The following is a 19079-nucleotide window of genomic DNA, read 5'->3' on the forward strand; positions in this document are numbered from 1 at the left end:
GGCTCTTGCACCGCGGATGGCCCGACAGCTATGGTGCGATGGGACATTATCGGACAACTGTCCATTCGAATGGGTGTACCGATTTGGCCCCTTGGATTTGCCACGCATAGACGGGAGCGAGAGATGGCCTTGTTGGCCGACGGCGTGAGTGGACTCTTCATTGACGGCAAGGTGTCGCCCGGCAGTGCCGGCACCTTCCCCACCATCAACCCGGCAACCGAGGAAGTACTGGGAGTCGCGGCCGACGCCGACGTCGACGACATGGGCCGTGCGGTCGACGCCGCGCGCCGTGCTTTCGACGAGACGGATTGGTCTGGCAACACCGAGCTGCGGGTGCGGTGTGTGCGGCAGCTACGCGAGGCGATGCAGCAGCACCTCGAAGAGCTTCGCGAGTTGACCATCGCCGAAGTCGGCGCGCCCCGGATGCTCACCGGGATCGCTCAGCTCGAAGTCCCGGTCAACGACCTGGCGTTCGCGGCGGACACCGCCGAATCGTATGAATACAAGCAGGATCTCGGCCAGGCGTCGCCGATGGGCATCCCGACCCGGCGCACCGTCGCTCGTGAGGCCGTCGGTGTCGTCGGCGCCATCACTCCGTGGAATTTTCCCCACCAGATCAACCTCGCCAAGATCGGGCCCGCGCTGGCCGCGGGGAACACCGTCGTCCTGAAGCCCGCGCCCGACACACCCTGGTGTGCCGCCGTGCTGGGAGAACTCATCGCCGATCACACCGACTTCCCGCCCGGTGTGATCAACATCGTCACGTCCAGCGACCACAGCGTGGGTGCGCTGTTGTCCAAAGACCCTCGGGTGGACATGGTTTCGTTCACCGGGTCGACGGCCACCGGTCGCGCCGTGATGGCCGACGGCGCCGCGACCATCAAGAAGGTCTTCCTCGAGCTGGGTGGCAAGTCGGCGTTCATCGTGCTCGACGACGCCGACTTGGGCGGTGCGGTGGGTATGGCGGCGTTCTCGGTGTGCATGCACGCCGGGCAGGGATGCGCGATCACCACCCGGCTGGTGGTGCCGCGGGCGAAGTATGACGAGGCCGTCTCCATCGCGGCGGCAACGATGGCGGGCATCAAGGCCGGCGACCCCACCGATTCCAAAACTATCTGTGGGCCCTTGATTTCGGCTCGCCAGCGCGATCGGGTGCAGGGCTATCTTGACTCGGCGATCGCCGAAGGCGGGACGTTCGCGTGCGGCGGAGGCCGGCCGGCCGATCGTGAAGTCGGCTTCTTCATCGAGCCCACTGTGATCGCGGGTCTGGGCAACGACGCCCGCTGCGCACGCGAGGAGATTTTCGGCCCGGTCCTGACGGTGATTCCGCACGACGGCGACGATGACGCCCTGCGCATCGCCAATGACTCGCCCTATGGCTTGTCGGGCACGGTGTTCGGCAGCGACCCGGATAGGGCGGCCGGCGTTGCCGCGCGGATCCGGGCCGGCACGATCAATGTCAATGGCGGCGTGTGGTATTCCGCCGACGCGCCCTTCGGTGGGTACAAGCAGTCCGGGAACGGTCGCGAGATGGGTCTGGCCGGTTTCGAGGAGTACCTGGAGACCAAGACCATTGCGACAGCGGTTTAACTAGAGGAGCTCGCAGCATGAGATTCGAAAACAAGGTCGCCATCGTCACCGGGTCGGGCGGCGGCATCGGCCAGGCTTACGCCGAGGCGCTCGCCCGCGAGGGCGCAGCTGTTGTCGTCGCCGATATCAACGTGCAGGGCGCCGAGAAGGTGGCCGACGGGATCAAGGGCGAGGGCGGTACTGCGCTGGCTCTGCCCGTCGACGTGTCGGATCCCGCGTCTGCCAAGGCAATGGCCGACCGCACGCTGGCCGAGTTCGGCGGCATCGACTACCTGGTCAACAATGCCGCGATCTTCGGCGGAATGAAGCTCGACTTTCTGATTACTGTCGACCCCGAGTACTACAAGAAGTTCATGAGCGTCAATCTCGATGGCGCGTTGTGGTGTACGCGCGCGGTGTACAAGAAGATGGCCAAGCGCGGCGGCGGAGCGATCATCAACCAGTCGTCCACCGCGGCCTGGTTGTACTCGAACTTCTACGGGCTGGCCAAGGTCGGTATCAACGGCCTCACCCAACAGCTGGCCACCGAGCTCGGGGGCCAGAACATCCGGATCAATGCAATTGCCCCGGGCCCCATCGACACCGAGGCCAATCGGACCACCACCCCGCAGGAGATGGTCGCCGATATCGTCAAGGGAATTCCGTTGTCGCGCATGGGTCAGCCCGAAGATCTGGTCGGGATGTGCTTGTTCCTGCTGTCGGACCAGGCTTCCTGGATCACCGGCCAGATCTTCAACGTCGACGGCGGACAGATTTTCCGATCATGACCGATCTGAAGCTGGGGTATATCGGGCTGGGCAATATGGGCGCGCCGATGGCCACGAAGATGATCGAATGGCCCGGCGGGGTAACGGTTTACGACATTCGGATCGAGGCGATGACGCCGTTGGTCGAAAAGGGCGCGAGCCTGGCCGACAGCGTGGCCGACATTGCCGCCGCCGACATCATCCATATCACCGTGCTCAACGACGCCCAGGTGCGTGAGGTAGTCGGCGAGTTGGCCGGCCACGCCAAGCCCGGCACCGTCATCGCGATCCACTCGACCATCAGCGACACCACCGCTGTCGAGCTCGCAGCCGAATTCAAACCGCAGGGCATCGACATCGTCGACGCGCCGGTCAGTGGTGGGGCCGCGGCGGCCGCCAAGGGCGAGCTCGCCACGATGGTGGGCGCCGAGCGCGAGGTGTACGAGCGGATCAAGCCGGCCTTCAAACACTGGGCGTCGCTGGTCATCCACGCCGGTGAGCCGGGCGCCGGAACACGAATGAAGCTGGCCCGCAACATGTTGACCTTCACCTCATACGCCGCGGCGTGTGAGGCCATGAAACTGGCCGAGGCAGCGGGCCTGGATCTGCAGGCACTGGGCCGGGTGGTGCGCCACACCGACGCGCTCACCAGCGGTCCGGGGGCGATCATGGTACGTGAGAACATGAACGACCTTGAACCGGACAACTTCCTGTTCCAGCCGTTCTCGCATACCCGCGGCCTGGGGGAGAAGGATCTGAGCCTGGCGCTAGCTCTGGGTGAAGCCGTATCGGTCGAGCTGCCGCTCGCCCAGCTGGCATTTGAACGGCTGGCGGCCGGCCTCGGGGTGCCGCACACACAGAAAGAGACGTAGATGGACGAATTGCGCCGCAAGGGCCTCGAAAAAATGAACGAGGTCTACGGGTGGGAGATGCCCAACATCGAGGGCGACGCGTACTTCGACCTGACCGTCGATCACCTGTTCGGTACCATCTGGAGCCGACCGGGGCTATCGATGCGCGACAAGCGCATCATGACGTTGACCGCGGTGACGGCGGTCGGAAACCGCGACCTGGCAGAGATTCAGATCAACGCCGCGCTGCTCAACGGCGAACTCACCGAGGACGAGCTGAAGGAGATGGCCGTCTTCCTCACGCACTATCTCGGCTTCCCGCTTGGCTCTGCGCTCAATGGGGCCGTCTCGACCGTCGTGGCAAAGCGCAAGAAGGCCGCGGCGAAGGGCGCCGGCGAGGACAAGAAGGCGAACGTCGATGCCGCGATCAAAATGAACTCGGGTAGCGACTAAGCCACCGGATCAACGCGATCACCACCACGCGTCGCTGACCGGAATCAACGCTCGGACCGGCTCAGCAGGTCGGTGAGATTGCTCTCCCAGAGGTTGGCCTGCAGGACGGTAAAGTGACCGCGGGTTTGGTCCGAGGCCGGCACCAAGACGTACCGGCCATTTTTGACCCGCTTGATGTCGCGGTCGATGATGCCCAGGCTGGGCGGGTTGAGGTAGTCGTCGGCCGAGTTGACAGCGACCATCGGTGCGGTGATCTTCGAGACGTCGGATTCGGGGTCGTAATCTCGGGATGCCTCGAACGCGTAGAGCGTGTCGTTGGCGTCGATCGACGCGACTTGTTCCGATACCTGGTCTTCGTAGAACTTGTCAGCCGCCGGACCCGTCGGTGCGATCTGCTGCATGTAGATGGGCGCGCTCTTCGGGGCCAGCAGGGTGATGTCGGCAACGGTGGTAAGCGCTTTCACCGGCTCCGTCTTGTAGTCGCCGCCCTGCCAATCCGGGTCGCTGCGGATGGCATTGATGATTTCTTTGCGCCATATGCGATTTCGACCACCGACCTCAACCGGGTTGCTGGCCAACGGCATGAGCGCGTCGATGGCATCCGGGTACTCCTCGCCCCACATCCAGGTCTGCATGCCGCCCATCGAAAAGCCCATCACCAGCCGCAGGTGGTCGACAGCCAGTTTGTCCGCCACCAGCTCATGCGTGGCGTTAACCATGTCGTGGTAGTCATAGCGCGGAAAGTGCGCGTGCAGGCCATCACTTGGCTTGGTAGAAGACCCATGTCCGATCTGGTCCGGCAGGATCAGGAAGAGCCGCGAGGCGTCGAGCGGTTGGCCGGCGCCGAACAGGTAATTGGCGAAGCTAGGAGCGAGCAGTTGCTTTCCTGAGCCAGTCGTTCCGTGCAGCAACAACACCGCGTTTGTGGCCCTTCCCGAGCCGTCCCGTTGCAGAGTCCCGATGGTGCGGTAGTGGATCTTCAGCTGTGGCAGCGTTTCTCCGCTGCGGAAGTGAAAGTTGCTAACAACGTAGTCACCCTCGGTGATGGCCGGATAATCCTTTGGCCCGAGAGCCGGCGTGGATGCGGCTGGACTCCCGTGCTGCGAGGAGCTGCACGCACTCGCGACGAGCAGCACAAGGCTCAAGAGCACGCAACTTCTGACCGCGGGACTTCTGCGAAACATTTCGATACGTCCTATGCCCGATAGATGTTTGCTGGATTCTGAGCCCACACTTGTTGCCGTGCAACCCAATCCATTCGGCGAGCACAGCGATGGGATGCGTTAGTGTATTCCCGGCCAGGTTGGGGCGGCAAGGGGGCGACCGGCTAGGGCGTCTCTCCTGAACAGGAGGGCGTCCGACGGTCGAGGATTGAGTGGTGACCCCGAATGGTCGTGATTTATGAAGAGTGCTGGGCGGTTGTGGAGTCGATGAGGCGTTTTGATGTCGATAAGCGGGGCAACAGATTCAGTGACATCGTCTGATGTCGAAAGGCATCGCTTGGCGGCAGCGGCGATCGGCGACCCTCAGTAAGGTTGACCACCCTCGGGCATCACGTATTCGGAGGTCGGTGCGGACACACCGTTGATTGTTGTTCCGCCTTGGATCATGCTCGGAATCAGTGGCAGCATGCTCTGCGGGAACCCCGATCGCGGTTTGGTCAGCTTGTTGAGCCGGGTGAGTTCCTCGGCGCTGAGGTTGACGTCAACGGCGCGAATATTGTCGTCGAGCTGCGAGAGCTGGCGTGCCCCAATAATGACCGATGAGACGGCGCGTTGCGCGTGCACCCAGGCCAGTGCCACGCTGGCGACGTTCGTCTCGTGAGCTTTGGCGATGATCTCGAGTTCGTCGATGATCGCGTAGGTTTTCTCGGTGAGGAAGCTATCCACCAGCGCGCCGCGAACGGCGTTGTGCTGGCCAGCATTTCGCCGGGTGTACTTGCCGCTCAGCACGCCGTTCTTGAGCGGCGACCACGGTGTGATGCCGAGGCCGAATTCACTGGCCATCGGAACCAGATCTTGCTCTACGGTGCGTTCGAGCAGCGAGTACTCGATCTGCAGGCCGATGAACGTCGACCAGCCGCGGAAACGCGCGATCAGGTTTGCCTCGACGATCTTCCACGCCGGGGTGTCCGAAACGCCGATGTAGCGAACCTTGCCGGCCGCAACGAGATCGTCGAGTGCGGCCATCGTCTCCTCGATGGGGGTGTTCGCGTCCCACATGTGCAGCCAGTACAGGTCGATGTAGTCGGTTTGCAGGCGCCGCAGCGAGTTTTCGCAGGCGCTGATCAGCGATTTGCGGCCCGCGCCGCCACCGTTGGGATCGCCGGGATACAGGTTGCCGCTGAACTTGGTGGCGAGCACCAAGCGATCGCGGCGAGCGGAGTGGCGTCCGATGTGGTCGCCGAGGATCTTCTCGGAGTGACTGCGGGTGTAGAAATTGGCGGTGTCGATGAAGTTTCCGCCGAGCTCGGTGTATCGGTCGATGATCTGCTGGGACTCTTCCACGCTGGTGCCCCAGCCGAGGTCTTCTCCGAACGTCATCGCGCCCAGGCACAGGGGGCTGACGCGCAAGCCGGACCGTCCGAGTGTCACGTATTGATCCAGAGGCATGAGGGCCACTCCCTGGTAGATTGTTCGGGTATGAGGTTATTCATTTCTAAACTAGTTAATGCCTGAACGATCTGGCAAGTCGATGTCTACGGTCGATGCGGCCAAGATCTGGTCACTGAACTACCGGGTGCTGCTCTCGGTCATCTCGTGTGCCGAGGCCGGTATCTGCGCGCTCGGGCTCGAGCCTAAGGAGCTGTTCCTGCTCGCCGAGATCGACGAGCATCCCTACCCGGCTGAGTTGGCGGCGACGCTGGGCATGCCTAAGGCGACCGTGACGCTGTACCTGAAACGGCTTGAGGCCGCGGGATTCGTGCGCCGCGAGATCGACGCGTCCGATTTGCGGCGCCATCGACTTTTGCTCACCGCGGCGGGTCGTCAAGCAGCCGCGAACGGCCTGGCGCTGCTGTCCGATGAGTTCAATAAGCGTCTCGGACGTCTCACGGCGGTGCAGCAAAAGGACCTCACAAACCTGCTCGAAAAAATTCTGTAAAGCGTTGCGGCTAGTCTGACTTTTCGTGCGCGTTCTGGTGATCGGTTCGGGTGGTCGTGAACATGCCCTCCTGTTGGCCCTGCGGAGAGATCCGCAGGTCACGGGACTGGCCATTGCTCCCGGCAACGCCGGCACGGCCCGGCTGGCCGAGCAACACGACGTCGACATCACGTCTGGCGATGACGTCGTCGCGCTGGCTCGCGAGGTCCGCGCCGACTTGGTCGTCATCGGCCCCGAGGTGCCGTTGGTGCTTGGGGTGGCCGACGCCGTGCGCGCCGCCGGCATCGTCTGCTTCGGTCCCAGCAGGGACGCGGCCCGCATCGAAGGTTCCAAGGCATTTGCCAAGGCCGTCATGGAGGCGGCGGAGGTACGGACTGCCCGTAGTGAAATTGTCGACAGCCCAGCGAAATTGGATGCCGCGCTCGACCGGTTCGGACCACCTGCCGGCGACCCGGCCTGGGTGGTCAAAGACGACGGTCTGGCCGCGGGTAAAGGTGTGGTGGTGACGGCCGAACGCGACGCGGCGCGCGCGCACGCGGCCGGTCTGCTCGACGACGGCCATCCGGTGCTGCTGGAGTCATTTCTCGACGGCCCCGAAGTATCGCTGTTCTGCATCGTCGATGGTGAGACAGTGGTGCCGCTGCTGCCGGCGCAGGACTTCAAGCGGGTCGGCGTGGGCGACACCGGACTCAACACCGGCGGGATGGGGGCCTACGCGCCACTGCCGTGGCTGCCCGAGAGCGTCCTGGGCGACATAGTCAGCGGGATCGTTGAACCCGTTGCGGCAGAACTAGTTAAGCGTGGTAGCGCATTTTCCGGTTTGCTGTACGTCGGACTCGCCATCACCGCGCGGGGGCCGGCTGTGGTCGAATTCAACTGCCGCTTCGGCGATCCCGAGACCCAGGCCGTGCTCGCCCTGCTGGACTCGCCGCTTGGTCAGCTGCTGCATGCCGCAGGCGCCGGCACGCTCGCTGAGTTTGGCGAATTGCGCTGGCGCGACGGCACCGCCGTGACGGTGGTGCTGGCCGCCGAAAACTACCCCGGGCGTCCGCGGGTGGGGGACGTCATCGTCGGCTCCGAAGCCGACGGAGTGCTGCACGCCGGAACGGCCCGCCGCGACGACGGCGCGATCGTCTCATCGGGTGGCCGGGTGCTGGCGGTGGTCGGCACCGGCGCAGACTTGTCCGCGGCGCGCGAGCACGCGTACCAGATCATGAGTTCGATTCGCTTGCCCGGCAGTCATTTCCGAAGCGACATCGGGTTGTCGGCGCAAGAGGGCAAGATCCACCTCTAGAAGGCCACGGCTTGGCCGTCGCGACGCGGATCGCTCGCCGCAACGTACCCGTCGTCGAGGCGCCAGATCGCCTGGCAGCTACCGAACTGGTTGTAGTCGTCGACAGTGACCAGTTCGTGGCCGCGCCGCTGGAGCTCGTCGAGTGTTGCCGGCGGAAATCCCCTCTCGCAACTGACTTGCATGCCCTGCACCCAGCGGAACCGGGGTCCATCGCAGGCCGCCTGGGGATTTTGACCGTGATCGGCGATGCGCCCCAGCACCTGCACATGACCCTGGGGTTGCATGGTGCCTCCCATCACCCCGAAGCTCATCACGGGCGCGCCGTCCTTGGTCACAAAGCCCGGGATGATCGTCTGGTAGGGACGTTTATTCGGTCCGACTTGATTCGGATGCCCTTGCGCCGCAGCAAAACCCGCTCCGCGGTTTTGCAGTGAGATGCCCGTGCCCGGCACCACTACGCCGGACCCGAACCCCATGTAGTTCGACTGGATCATCGACACCATCACCCCCGACGCATCGGCGGCAGTGAGATACACGGTGCCCCCGGTCGGGCTGCCCGCCGATGCGGGCTTCGCCCGATCGCGGTCGATCAGTCCGGCCCGTTGCTTCAGGTAGTCGTTGTCCAGCAAGTCCTTGGGACGCAACGGCATGTGGTCGATGTCGGCGACGTAGGCTTGCGCGTCCGCGAAAGCCAGCTTGAGCGCTTCGATCTGTAGGTGCACACTGTCGGCGGAATCGACTGGCAGTGAGGACATGTCGAACTGCTGAAGGATTCCGAGCGCGATCAACGCCACGATGCCCTGCCCGTTCGGCGGTATCTCGTGGACGGTGTAGTCGCGGTAGGTTCCGCTGATCGTGCCCACCCAATCGGCGCGGTGAGCGGCAAGATCGTCGGCACGCATCACGCCGCCGTTCGCCGTTGCGTGCGCTTCGAGTCGGGCCGCAAGTTCCCCGCGATAGAACTCCTCGCCGTTGGTTGCAGCGATCTTTTCGAGCGTGGCCGCATGTTCGGGAAACCGGAATCGTTCACCGGGTCTGGGCGCCCGCCCGTCGGGCAGGAACGCCTCGGCGAAACCCGGCTGGGATTCGAACAGCGGAACCTGCGCCTCCCATTGCTGCGCAATCGTCGGGGAGACCGGAAAGCCGTTGCGGCCGTATGAGATCGCCGGCTCGAAGAGGCGCTCGAACGGAAGCTTGCCGAATTTGGCGTGCAATTGGACCCATGCCGACACCGCCCCCGGCACGGTCACCGAATTCCAGCCGAGTGCGGGGACACCGTTGCCGCCGAAATACTCTGGCGTCCATGCCGCCGGTGAGCGGCCAGATGCGTTCAGCCCGTGCAACTGCTTGCCGTCCCAGACGATGGCGAAGGCATCCGAGCCGATGCCGTTGGACACCGGCTCCACCAGTGTCAGTGTGATGGCAGTGGCGATGGCCGCGTCGGCGGCGCTGCCGCCCTCGGCGAGCATCCGAAGACCTGCTTGGGCGGCAAGCGGCTGCGAAGTGCAGACAACGTTTGGCCCCAGAATGGGCTTTCGCGGCCAGGAGTACGGGAAGTTCCAGTCGAACGGTGTGGTCACCTCCGCGAGCGTAGCGCCGCGGCGAATCCGCGCCCAGTTTCTCGTGGTGACGTTTCCCACGCAACGGGAGGTGCTCCCAATTCGCGGCCGACGCAGCCTTACGCCGTCAGCAGCGGGGCCATCCAGGTCAGTTCGGCCGGCAGCTGCGAGCTCCAGAACGCGGGGTTGTGCCCCCCGGGCGAGAAACCGCCCGCGGGCGGGTTGGGCAGCTGAGCGATGAACTGCTTGGTCGCGTCGTAGAACGGATCACTGTCGCCACAATCAATCCGGATCGGAATGGACCCCAACGCAGGCATTCCGAACACCGAATTCGCCGCAAAATCGTCGGGGCCGTCGAAGGCGCCGGGTGCGGCCGCCCCGGAAGACATCCAGAGCGCCGGGCTCACCGCACAGATCGCCGCGGTGCGTGCGGGTCCCAGTCGACCGCCGAGCAGCAATGCGCCATAGCCGCCCATCGACCAACCCAGGAACGCCACCCGCGAGGTGTCCAGCCGTTGGCTGTCCAGCATCGGGATCAGCTCGCTCAGCACCATTGCTCCGGCGTCCTCGCCTGAAGCCCGTTTGTGCCAATAGCCGCCACCGCCGTCGACGGCGACCACCGCGAACGGCGGGAGCCCGGCGTTGACGGCCTGGGCCAGACCTTGCTCGACGCCGCCGGCCATCACGGTGGCCGCGTCACTGCCCTTGCCGTGTAGCGCGATCACCGGTCGCAACGGCTTGGTCTGGCCCGGCGGACGGGCGATCGCCCAGTTGGTCGATATCCCGCCGCGGGCCGCCGACACGAAGGAACCGGTCGTCATCGTGGGCGCCGGCTCCGCCGACGGAGCCGGCTCAAGCGGTGCGGTGGGCGGCGGCCCCAACGGGACTTGCGTGCTGGCCCTCGACACCGGAATGCTCCGAGATGTTCTGGCGTGTAACAGGTTGTCGAGCGCAAAAGCACCCGCCGCACCTACGGCCGCGCTGGCACCGAGACTGAGCACGGCGCGGCGGCTCAAGTCGGGCATGCGGGCCATCATGCCATGGTCGTTTAGCGGAAATGGCAATGCAGTACCACTTTGACTGGCACGATGGCTACTCGTGACTGCAGCGGTTACTCCGAAAGGAGAACGTCGACGGTATGCGCTGGTGAGCGCTGCCGCCGAGCTGCTTGCCGAAGGCGGGTTCGAAGCGGTGCGGCACCGGGCGGTCGCGGGGCGGGCCGGTCTGCCACTGGCGTCCACTACCTATTACTTCTCGTCTCTCGACGACTTGATCGCACGAGCGGTCGAACACATCGGGATGATCGAGGTGGCTCAGCTGCGAGCGCGGGTCAACGCGCTGTCGCGGCGGCGCCGCGGGCCCGAGACCACCGCGGAGGTACTGGTTGACCTGCTGGTGGGAGATCTCTCCGATCAGACTCTCGTCGAGCAGCTGATTTCGCGATATGAGCGACACATCGCCTGCACCCGCCTGACCGCGTTGCGCGAAACGATGCGTCGCAGCTTGCGGCAGCGCGCCGATGCCGTCGCCGAGGCGATCGAGCGGTCCGGCCGATCCGTGCGGATCGAGCTGGTCTGCACACTGATCTGCGCGGTCGATGGTTCGGTGGTCTCCGCGCTGGTCGAGGGCCGCGATCCGCACACCTCGGCAATGGCGACGGTGATCGACATCATCGACGTGCTCGCACCCATCGACGAGCGGCCGGTGCGGATCTAACCCATCACGACCTGGACGGCTCCGGGGTCAGCGACGGCGTCACGATGTAGCCAGTGGCGATGTCGCCGTAAATCGTGATGCGGGCCGGGCAGCGCTGGGCATACAGCGCCACATAGGCGCAGACGACGGCGTCGACGGGGTCTTCGGCACGGCGCAGGTCGCTCTTGCGCTGCGCCGTCATCACCTGTTTGCGCAACGCAACCCAGTCGCGGTGATCGGTGACGCGCAACGGCACGTCGGTGTGTGCGAGCCGCTCGACGCCGTCCATCAGCAACAGCAGCTCGGATTTGAGCCGATCGAGGGTGCGGCCGGGCTTGGCCTTGTATTTCAAGGTCCGCTCCAGCCGGAACAGCGCGACGGTCGCCGCGTGTGGGTAGACCTCGATCGCGCGCCGGACAGCCGCTGACCTTGGATCCATGTCGAGGCCCATTACCTCGGCCAACCGGCCGCCGCGCGGGCCGTTGGCGAACTCGGGTTTCCCGGTGTTAGCAGGGTGTGCGCCGGCTTCGAATCTGCGGAAGTCGCGGTTGAGCGCCGTCTCGGCCGGGCGCTGACCAGTGCGGTTGGTCACCACCAGCGGTGCGTCGAACCCGACCACGCAATCGCCGCGCACGTAGGGGAGCAATGCCGCCAGGATCTCGTCGTCGTCGCGGACCGCCCCGGCACTCACCAGACAACCATCGGAGTCGACGACGGCGACACCGGTCGGGTTGCGGAAGCCCCACGCGAGATCGACGCCGGCGAAGTACATCGGCCACATTGTGCCGCGAAACGGTGAGTAACGACCTTGCTACTCGGGAAATGCGTTGCCGTTCGCAGTCTCGCGGTCGATAAGCTGACCCAGTGAGCATTCCGAATGTGCTGGCCGCCCGGTACGCAAGCGCCGAGATGGTCGCGATCTGGTCGCCGGAGGCCAAGGTCGTCGCGGAGCGGCGGCTTTGGCTGGCCGTGCTGCGGGCGCAGACGGAACTGGGTGTTCCGCTGCCCCAGGAAGCGGTCGCCGACTACGAGCGGGTGCTCGACGATGTGGACTTGGCCTCGATCGCGGACCGCGAACGGGTGCTACGGCATGACGTCAAGGCCCGCATCGAGGAATTCAACGCGCTGGCCGGTCACGAGCACGTGCACAAGGGGATGACCAGTCGCGATCTGACCGAGAACGTGGAGCAGCTGCAGGTCCGACGTTCGCTGGAACTGGTTTTCTCCCATGGGGTGGCGGTAGTGGCGCGGCTTGCCGAGCGGGCGGTGACCTATCGCGATCTGGTGATGGCCGGGCGCAGTCACAATGTCGCCGCGCAGGCCACCACGTTGGGCAAGCGGTTCGCCTCGGCGGCCCAGGAGACGCTCGTCGCGTTGACCAGGTTGCGCGAGTTGATCGACCGCTACCCACTGCGCGGCATCAAAGGCCCGATGGGCACCTCCCAGGACATGCTCGACCTGTTGGACGGCGACGCGGCCAAGCTGGCCGAACTCGAGCGTCGTGCCGCTGAATTTCTGGGATTCACAACGGTTTTGACCAGCGTCGGGCAGGTGTATCCGCGATCGCTGGATCATGATGTGCTCTCTGCGCTGGTGCAGCTGGGCGCCGGACCGTCGTCGATGGCCCACACCATCCGGCTGATGGCCGGGCACGAACTCGTCACCGAGGGGTTCGCGCCGGGCCAGGTCGGCTCCTCGGCGATGCCGCACAAGATGAACACCCGCAGCTGCGAACGGGTCAACGGGCTGCAGGTGGTGCTGCGCGGTTATGCCTCGATGGCCGCCGAACTTGCCGGCGCACAGTGGAACGAGGGCGACGTGTTCTGCTCGGTGGTGCGTCGAGTTGCCTTGCCGGACAGCTTCTTTGCCATCGACGGCCAGATCGAGACGTTCTTGACGGTGCTCGACGAGTTCGGCGCCTACCCGGCGGTGATCGAGCGCGAGCTGGATCGCTATCTGCCGTTCCTGGCCACCACGAAAGTGTTGATCGCGGCCGTACGCGCCGGGATGGGGCGCGAGGCCGCGCATCACGTGATCCGGGAACACGCGGTAGCAACGGCGTTGGCGATGCGGGAACAGGGTGCCGAACCCGATCTGCTGGATCGGCTGGCCGCCGACGACCGACTGCCGCTGGACCGGGCGGCACTGGACGCCGCGTTAGCCGACAAGGAGGCGTTCATCGGCGCCGCCGGTGACCAGGTGGACGAGGTGGCCGCCCAGGTAGACGCGCTGGTGAGCCGCTACCCGGATGCGGCCAAATACGCCCCGGGTGCGATCCTGTGACGCGAGCCGCCACGCTCTCGAGGATCGACTTCACCGATCTGGACAACTTCGCCAACGGATTTCCGCACGAGTTGTTCGCCGTGCACCGGCGATCCGCGCCGGTCTATTGGCATGAGCCGACCGACAACACCCCCGACGGCGAGGGCTTCTGGTCGGTCGCGACCTACCCGGAAACGCTTGCGGTGCTGAAGGATCCGGTGACGTACTCGTCGGTCACCGGAGGTTCGCGGCCCTACGGCGGCACACTGTTGCAGGACCTGGCCATTGCGGGTCAGGTGCTCAACATGATGGACGACCCGCGGCATTCTCAGATTCGGCGACTCGTCAGCTCCGGGCTGACCCCGCGGATGATCCGTCGTGTCGAAGACGATCTGCGCGACCGGACGCGCCGGCTGCTGGATGCGGTGCAGCCGGGCGAACCCTTCGACTTCGTGGTCGACATCGCCGCCGAACTGCCGATGCAGATGATCTGCATCCTGCTGGGAGTGCCGGAGTCCGAACGACATTGGCTGTTCGAGGCGATCGAGCCACAGTTCGACTTCGGCGGCTCGCGCAAGGCGGCGCTGTCACAGCTGTCTGTCTCGGAAAAGACCGCAGAGGCCGGGTCGCGGATGTACTCCTACGGCCAGCAGCTGATCGCGTCCAAGCGCGCTGAGCCGACAGACGACATGTTGTCGGTGGTCGCCAACGCGACGGTCGACGAGTTGGGCGGACAAGTGCCGTCCGATCTCGAGGTGTACCTGTTCTTCAGTTTGTTGTTCAGTGCCGGCGCGGAGACGACCCGCAATTCGGTCGCCGGCGGCTTGCTGGCGCTGGCGCAACATCCGGAGCAATTACGTGCGCTGCGTGCTGATCTCGACGTGCTGCCGACCGCTGTCGAGGAGATGGTGCGCTGGACGTCGCCGTCGCCGTCTAAGCGGCGCACCGCCACCCGCGACGTCACGCTGGGCGGCCAGGCCATCGAGGCGGGGCAGAAGGTTCAGGTCTGGGAGGGCTCGGCCAACCGCGACGCGGGCGTGTTCGACCGCGCGGACGAGTTCGACATCGCGCGTAAACCCAACCCTCACTTAGGTTTCGGTCAAGGCGTGCACTACTGCCTGGGTGCGAACCTGGCTCGCCTGGAGCTGCGGGTCCTGTTCGAGGAGCTGCTGTCGCGCTTCGGCGCCGTCAAGGTGGTGCGGCCCGTCGAATGGACACGCAGCAACCGGCATACCGGTATCCGTCATCTCGTCGTGGAAGTGCTCGAGGAACAGTGAGGGTCCCCTCATTGTCACCCTCGCCGGACTGCTGCTCGCCTGCCGTGCGTTGGTTAGCGCGCGCGGATCGTGATCCCCGCCGATCGTAGTTCCAGGGCCGCCAGCGCGCGGATCGTGAGGGGATCCTCGCGACGCCACCCACCGACCGGATCCGCACTGACGGCGGCCAGTTTTCCCGGCGGACGGCTGGTCAGTGCCCGCAGCGCCAGCAGTTGTTCGCCGGCCGGGGTGACGGCCAGGGCGGTCACGGTCAATTTGCGCCGGAAGAACCGCAGCCGCAGGTAAAGCCACGGCATGGCCGCTACGAGGATCGGCGGCGCGACGACGGCCAGTGCGAGCAACACCGCGAGCCAGCTGGCCGTGGTGTCCAGGTCGTGGAGGGCGCCGGCGATGTCGAGGGCGGCCTGACTAGCCGAATTGAGCGGTTTGCTGACGGTATCGCCGACGACCGGAATGTGTTGCGCGCCATGACCCGCTGAGGCCAGGTTGCCTGCGATGCTGTGCGTGCCGTTCTCGACTTGTCGGCCCGCGTCGGCGATCGTCGAGATGGCGTCGTAGACGGCGGTGCCGACAAGCAACCAGATCGCCGTCCACACGACGATGGCAGCATCGCTGAACAGTTGGGCCAGCAATCGGCCGGGCGTGGTGGCGTAGGGCAAAAAGCGCGATCTCATAGCCTCGATCCCAGCACAGCTCCCGGCCCGGGGGGCTTCTTAGCGCCCGATAGGCTGGCCCGATGCGCCCTGCACTGTCCGACTACCAGCACTTGGCCAGCGGCAAGGTCCGTGAGCTGTACCGCGTCGATGATGAGCACCTGTTGCTGGTCGCCAGCGACCGGATCTCGGCGTACGACTTTGTCTTGGACAGCACGATCCCGGACAAAGGCCGCATCCTGACCGCGATGAGCGTGTTCTTCTTCGGCCTCGTCCACGCCCCCAACCATCTGGCCGGGCCACCGGATGACCCACGTATCCCCGATGAGGTGCTGGGCCGCGCGCTGGTGGTGCGCCAGCTGGAGATGCTTCCGGTGGAATGTGTGGCTCGCGGTTATCTGACCGGTTCGGGGTTGTTGGACTATCAGGCGACCGGCAAGGTCTGCGGCATCACGCTGCCGCCCGAGCTGGTCGAGGCCAGCAAGTTCGCCCAGCCGCTGTTCACCCCGGCGACCAAAGCCGCACTGGGTGATCACGACGAGAACATCGTCTTTGACCGGGTGATCGAGATGGTGGGTGCGGTACGTGCCAATCAGCTGCGCGACCGCACGCTGCAGATCTATATCCAGGCCGCCGACCATGCCCTGACGACGGGAATCATCATCGCCGACACCAAGTTCGAATTCGGCACCGACCGCAACGGCAACCTGGTGCTGGCCGACGAGATCTTCACCCCCGATTCCTCGCGGTACTGGCCTGCCGAGGATTACCGCGTCGGGGTGGTTCAGACCAGTTTCGATAAGCAGTTCGTCCGCAATTGGCTCACCAGCCCCGAGTCGGGCTGGGACCGCCACGGGTCGCAGCCGCCACCGCCGCTGCCGGATGACATCATCGAAGCCACCCGCGCCCGTTACATCAATGCCTACGAACGGATTTCCGGATTGAGCTTCGGCGACTGGATCGGTCCGGGCGCATGACCGAGGCGGGTACCCCAAGGCCGTCACCACCGGTCGCCAAGCGGGTGGATACCACGCGCGAGCACCACGGCGACGTGTTCGTCGATCCGTACGAATGGCTGCGCGAAAAGTCGAACCCCGAAGTGATCGCTTACCTCGAGGCCGAAAACGACTATGTAGACCAGACTCTCGCCCACCTTGAGCCGTTGCAGCAGAAGATTTTCGACGAAATCAAGGCGCGCACCAAGGAAACCGATCTGTCGGTACCGACCCGGCAAGGCGACTGGTGGTATTACTCACGGAGCTTCGAGGGGAAGCAGTATCGCGTTCAGTGCCGTTGTCCGATAACGGATCGCGATGACTGGGACCCGCCGGCCTTGGACGAGAGCACCGAAATACCGGGTGAGCAGATCTTGCTCGACTCCAATGAAGAGGCGGAGGGCCACGATTTCTTTGCCCTGGGCGCCGCCCTGGTGAGCCTGGACGCCAACCTGCTCGCTTACTCGGTCGACATCCTCGGTGACGAGCGGTACACGCTGCGGTTCAAGGATTTACGCACCGGCGAGAAATACCCGGACGAGATCGCCGACATTGCGGGTGGGGTGACCTGGGCGGCCGACAACCGGACCGTGTACTACCTGACCCTGGACGATGCCCACCGCCCGGACAAGGTGTGGCGGTATCGGCTGGGTTCCGGGGAGCCGTCGGTGTTGGTGTATCACGAAGCCGACGAACGATTCTGGCTCGGGGCGGGCCTGAGCCGAAGTGAGGCCTATGTCTTTATCGCCTCGGGTTCGTCCATCACCTCCGAGTTGCGCTACGCCGATGCAGCGGACCCCCAGGCGGAGTTCACCGTCGTGCTGCCACGCCGTGAAGGTGTCGAATACTCGGTGGAGCATGCGATAGTCGGGGGGCAGGATCGATTCCTGATTCTGCACAACGACGGTGCGGTGAACTTCACGCTCACCGAGGCCCCGGTGAGTGATCCCACCCAGCAGCGCATCCTGATTCCGCACCGTGACGACGTTCGGCTCGAAGCTGCGGACGCCTTTGCCGGTCATCTGGTAATCAGTTACCGCCGTGCGGCGTTGCCGCGAATCCAGTTGTGGCCCATTGATTCCGACGGCGGTGACTACGGTGAACCCGAGGAGATCGCGTTCGATTCGGAACTGATGTCCTCGGGCCTCGGCGGCAATCCGAACTGGGACTCGCCCAAGCTGCGGATCAGGGCTGGGTCTCTCGTCACGCCGTTGCGAATCTACGACGTCGACCTGGGCACCGGTGCGCGCACCCTGCTGCGTGAGCAACCCGTACTCGGTGACTATCGCCCTGCGGACTATGTAGAGCGGCGCGACTGGGCACCCGCCGCCGACGGAACCCGGATTCCAGTGTCGATCGTGCATCGCGCCGGCCTCGAATTTCCGGCGCCCACACTCATTTACGGGTACGGCGCCTACGAGATATGTACGGATCCAGGCTTTTCCATCGCGCGGCTGTCGCTGCTGGACCGGGGCATGGTGTTCGTCATCGCCCATGTCCGCGGCGGGGGAGAGATGGGCCGGCTGTGGTACGAGCACGGCAAGCTCTTGGAGAAGAAGAACACCTTTACCGACTTCGTCGCGGCGGCACAGCATTTGGTGGACTCGGGATTGACACGTCCGCAAGAGCTCGTGGCCTTGGGTGGTAGTGCGGGCGGGCTGCTGATGGGTGCGGTCGCCAATCTGGCGCCGGATCTGTTCGCCGGAATCCTCGCCCAGGTGCCGTTCGTCGACCCGCTGACCACGATCCTGGATCCTTCGCTCCCGCTGACCGTCACCGAGTGGGACGAATGGGGAAATCCCTTGAGCGACAGCGAAGTCTACGCATACATGAAGTCGTATTCGCCCTACGAGAACGTCGAAGCAAAGAAGTATCCGACCATCCTGGCGATGACGTCGCTGAACGACACCAGGGTCTACTACGTCGAGCCGGCCAAGTGGGTTGCCGCATTGCGGCATACCAACACGGGCGGCAACACGGTGCTGCTCAAGACTCAGATGGCGGCGGGCCATGGTGGCGTCAGTGGGCGCTACCGGGGATGGCAGGAAACCGCGTTCCAGTACGCCTGGTTGCTAGCTGCTGCCGACGCCAACCGCTATGGCGGCGGCCAGGAAAACGATCTCGGTGGCGATACGCAGGGGTAGCCGGGTCGTCATCGACGTGGGCGGATTGGGCATCCGGGACGCGTAAACGTTGGCCGGGAACATGGCCAGCATCAGCAACAAGAGGCACCCGGCTGCCGCCACCCGCGTGGCGGGAAGCAGCAGCCCCACGGCGCCCAGGAGTTCCAGCACGCCGGTGATGGTGACGAGCAGGCCGGGGGCGGGCAGCCTGGGCGGCACGATCGCGATGAGGTCGCGACGCAGCGGCGGCGCAAAGTGCGCGATCCCGGTCAGGGCGAACATGGCGGCCAGCCCGACGGCGATCGCCGCGGTCCAGCCGGTGACGTAACCGAGGCCGAGCCAGCCGGCGACACGGGCGACGATGCTGCCGAACAGCAGGGTAATCAGCGGAGCCATCTCAGTTCCAATCTAGACAGTGACAAGATGATTGCCTCAAGGTAGGCCTGATATCTAGTCACCGTCAAGTTTGCTTGGGTATG

General features: G+C 64.9%; 18 protein-coding genes. 11 read left to right on the top strand and 7 right to left on the bottom strand.

The window, feature by feature from the left end; translation table 11 throughout:
• Positions 1-123 precede the first annotated feature (123 nt).
• The 4 genes from ACTXG5_RS09405 to ACTXG5_RS09420 are packed head-to-tail and all read left to right on the top strand — an operon-like array spanning position 124 to position 3640.
• Entirely contained in the window at positions 124-1590 is a 1467-nt protein-coding gene (locus tag ACTXG5_RS09405) for an aldehyde dehydrogenase (protein WP_445163406.1), read from the top strand.
• Between the two features lie 17 nt (positions 1591-1607).
• Positions 1608-2357: an SDR family oxidoreductase gene (locus ACTXG5_RS09410; protein WP_445163407.1), complete on the top strand. Its 750-nt coding sequence runs from the start codon at positions 1608-1610 to the stop codon at positions 2355-2357.
• Positions 2354-3208 carry an NAD(P)-dependent oxidoreductase gene (locus ACTXG5_RS09415; RefSeq protein WP_445163408.1) on the top strand — a complete coding sequence of 285 codons (855 nt, stop codon included), beginning with the start codon at positions 2354-2356 and terminating at the stop codon, positions 3206-3208. The genes ACTXG5_RS09410 and ACTXG5_RS09415 overlap by 4 nt, the downstream gene beginning before the upstream one ends.
• Positions 3209-3640, top strand: a complete 432-nt coding sequence (locus tag ACTXG5_RS09420) for a carboxymuconolactone decarboxylase family protein (protein ID WP_445163409.1) — start codon at positions 3209-3211, stop codon at positions 3638-3640.
• A gap of 44 nt (positions 3641-3684) precedes the next feature.
• Here ACTXG5_RS09420 and ACTXG5_RS09425 read toward each other — a convergent pair whose 3' ends face one another.
• Together ACTXG5_RS09425 and ACTXG5_RS09430 are read right to left on the bottom strand one after the other, a co-directional pair.
• Positions 3685-4776 carry an alpha/beta fold hydrolase gene (locus ACTXG5_RS09425; RefSeq protein ID WP_445164339.1) on the bottom strand — a complete coding sequence of 364 codons (1092 nt, stop codon included), beginning with the start codon at positions 4774-4776 and terminating at the stop codon, positions 3685-3687.
• 390 nt (positions 4777-5166) lie between these two features.
• Entirely contained in the window at positions 5167-6261 is a 1095-nt protein-coding gene (locus ACTXG5_RS09430) for an aldo/keto reductase (RefSeq protein ID WP_445163410.1), read from the bottom strand.
• Between the two features lie 49 nt (positions 6262-6310).
• Between ACTXG5_RS09430 and ACTXG5_RS09435 the strand changes: the two genes are divergently transcribed.
• Both ACTXG5_RS09435 and purD read left to right on the top strand, forming a co-directional pair.
• Entirely contained in the window at positions 6311-6742 is a 432-nt protein-coding gene (locus tag ACTXG5_RS09435; RefSeq protein ID WP_445163411.1) for a MarR family winged helix-turn-helix transcriptional regulator, read from the top strand.
• Positions 6743-6767: 25 nt separating this feature from the next.
• Positions 6768-8036, top strand: a complete 1269-nt coding sequence (purD, locus tag ACTXG5_RS09440) for a phosphoribosylamine--glycine ligase (RefSeq protein ID WP_445163412.1) — start codon at positions 6768-6770, stop codon at positions 8034-8036.
• On the opposite strand, the gene ACTXG5_RS09445 is transcribed toward purD, so the two are convergent.
• Entirely contained in the window at positions 8033-9616 is a 1584-nt protein-coding gene (locus ACTXG5_RS09445) for a gamma-glutamyltransferase family protein (protein WP_445163413.1), read from the bottom strand. The genes purD and ACTXG5_RS09445 overlap by 4 nt on opposite strands.
• 98 nt (positions 9617-9714) lie before the next feature.
• Positions 9715-10632, bottom strand: coding sequence for an alpha/beta hydrolase-fold protein (locus ACTXG5_RS09450; RefSeq protein ID WP_445164340.1), 918 nt, complete (start codon positions 10630-10632; stop codon positions 9715-9717).
• Positions 10633-10693: 61 nt separating this feature from the next.
• Between ACTXG5_RS09450 and ACTXG5_RS09455 the strand changes: the two genes are divergently transcribed.
• Positions 10694-11311, top strand: coding sequence for a TetR/AcrR family transcriptional regulator (locus tag ACTXG5_RS09455; RefSeq protein WP_445163414.1), 618 nt, complete (start codon positions 10694-10696; stop codon positions 11309-11311).
• A gap of 4 nt (positions 11312-11315) precedes the next feature.
• On the opposite strand, the gene ACTXG5_RS09460 is transcribed toward ACTXG5_RS09455, so the two are convergent.
• Complete coding sequence (locus ACTXG5_RS09460) at positions 11316-12062, bottom strand: DUF429 domain-containing protein (RefSeq protein ID WP_445163415.1); 747 nt, start codon at positions 12060-12062, stop codon at positions 11316-11318.
• A 92-nt stretch (positions 12063-12154) separates the two neighbouring features.
• Here ACTXG5_RS09460 and purB point away from each other — a divergent pair, with 92 nt between their 5' ends.
• Together purB and ACTXG5_RS09470 are read left to right on the top strand one after the other, a co-directional pair.
• A complete protein-coding gene (purB, locus tag ACTXG5_RS09465; protein ID WP_445163416.1) occupies positions 12155-13573 on the top strand; it encodes an adenylosuccinate lyase in 1419 nt (472 codons plus the stop codon).
• A complete protein-coding gene (locus ACTXG5_RS09470) occupies positions 13570-14829 on the top strand; it encodes a cytochrome P450 (protein WP_445163417.1) in 1260 nt (419 codons plus the stop codon). The genes purB and ACTXG5_RS09470 overlap by 4 nt, the downstream gene beginning before the upstream one ends.
• Positions 14830-14882: 53 nt before the next feature.
• Here ACTXG5_RS09470 and ACTXG5_RS09475 read toward each other — a convergent pair whose 3' ends face one another.
• Positions 14883-15503 carry a hypothetical protein gene (locus ACTXG5_RS09475; protein WP_445163418.1) on the bottom strand — a complete coding sequence of 207 codons (621 nt, stop codon included), beginning with the start codon at positions 15501-15503 and terminating at the stop codon, positions 14883-14885.
• A gap of 62 nt (positions 15504-15565) precedes the next feature.
• Between ACTXG5_RS09475 and ACTXG5_RS09480 the strand changes: the two genes are divergently transcribed.
• Together ACTXG5_RS09480 and ACTXG5_RS09485 are read left to right on the top strand one after the other, a co-directional pair.
• A complete protein-coding gene (locus tag ACTXG5_RS09480) occupies positions 15566-16459 on the top strand; it encodes a phosphoribosylaminoimidazolesuccinocarboxamide synthase (RefSeq protein ID WP_445163419.1) in 894 nt (297 codons plus the stop codon).
• On the top strand, positions 16456-18621 hold the full coding sequence (locus ACTXG5_RS09485) for a S9 family peptidase (protein WP_445163420.1): 2166 nt from the start codon (positions 16456-16458) through the stop codon (positions 18619-18621). The genes ACTXG5_RS09480 and ACTXG5_RS09485 overlap by 4 nt, the downstream gene beginning before the upstream one ends.
• Here the strand turns inward: ACTXG5_RS09485 and ACTXG5_RS09490 are convergent.
• Complete coding sequence (locus ACTXG5_RS09490) at positions 18550-18996, bottom strand: DoxX family protein (RefSeq protein WP_445163421.1); 447 nt, start codon at positions 18994-18996, stop codon at positions 18550-18552. The genes ACTXG5_RS09485 and ACTXG5_RS09490 overlap by 72 nt on opposite strands.
• Positions 18997-19079 lie beyond the last annotated feature (83 nt).

The organism is Mycobacterium sp. Dal123C01 (assembly GCF_052566995.1).

Excerpts from the sequence above, each read along its gene's own strand:
- ACTXG5_RS09405 (WP_445163406.1), top strand. The coding sequence starts at position 124 with ATGGCCTTGTTGGCCGACGGCGTGAGTGGACTCTTCATTGACGGCAAG.
- ACTXG5_RS09410 (WP_445163407.1), top strand. The coding sequence starts at position 1,608 with ATGAGATTCGAAAACAAGGTCGCCATCGTCACCGGGTCGGGCGGCGGC.
- ACTXG5_RS09415 (WP_445163408.1), top strand. The coding sequence starts at position 2,354 with ATGACCGATCTGAAGCTGGGGTATATCGGGCTGGGCAATATGGGCGCG.
- ACTXG5_RS09420 (WP_445163409.1), top strand. The coding sequence starts at position 3,209 with ATGGACGAATTGCGCCGCAAGGGCCTCGAAAAAATGAACGAGGTCTAC.
- ACTXG5_RS09435 (WP_445163411.1), top strand. The coding sequence starts at position 6,311 with ATGCCTGAACGATCTGGCAAGTCGATGTCTACGGTCGATGCGGCCAAG.
- ACTXG5_RS09450 (WP_445164340.1), bottom strand. The coding sequence starts at position 10,632 with ATGATGGCCCGCATGCCCGACTTGAGCCGCCGCGCCGTGCTCAGTCTC.
- ACTXG5_RS09460 (WP_445163415.1), bottom strand. The coding sequence starts at position 12,062 with ATGTACTTCGCCGGCGTCGATCTCGCGTGGGGCTTCCGCAACCCGACC.
- ACTXG5_RS09475 (WP_445163418.1), bottom strand. The coding sequence starts at position 15,503 with ATGAGATCGCGCTTTTTGCCCTACGCCACCACGCCCGGCCGATTGCTG.
- ACTXG5_RS09480 (WP_445163419.1), top strand. The coding sequence starts at position 15,566 with ATGCGCCCTGCACTGTCCGACTACCAGCACTTGGCCAGCGGCAAGGTC.
- ACTXG5_RS09485 (WP_445163420.1), top strand. The coding sequence starts at position 16,456 with ATGACCGAGGCGGGTACCCCAAGGCCGTCACCACCGGTCGCCAAGCGG.
- ACTXG5_RS09490 (WP_445163421.1), bottom strand. The coding sequence starts at position 18,996 with ATGGCTCCGCTGATTACCCTGCTGTTCGGCAGCATCGTCGCCCGTGTC.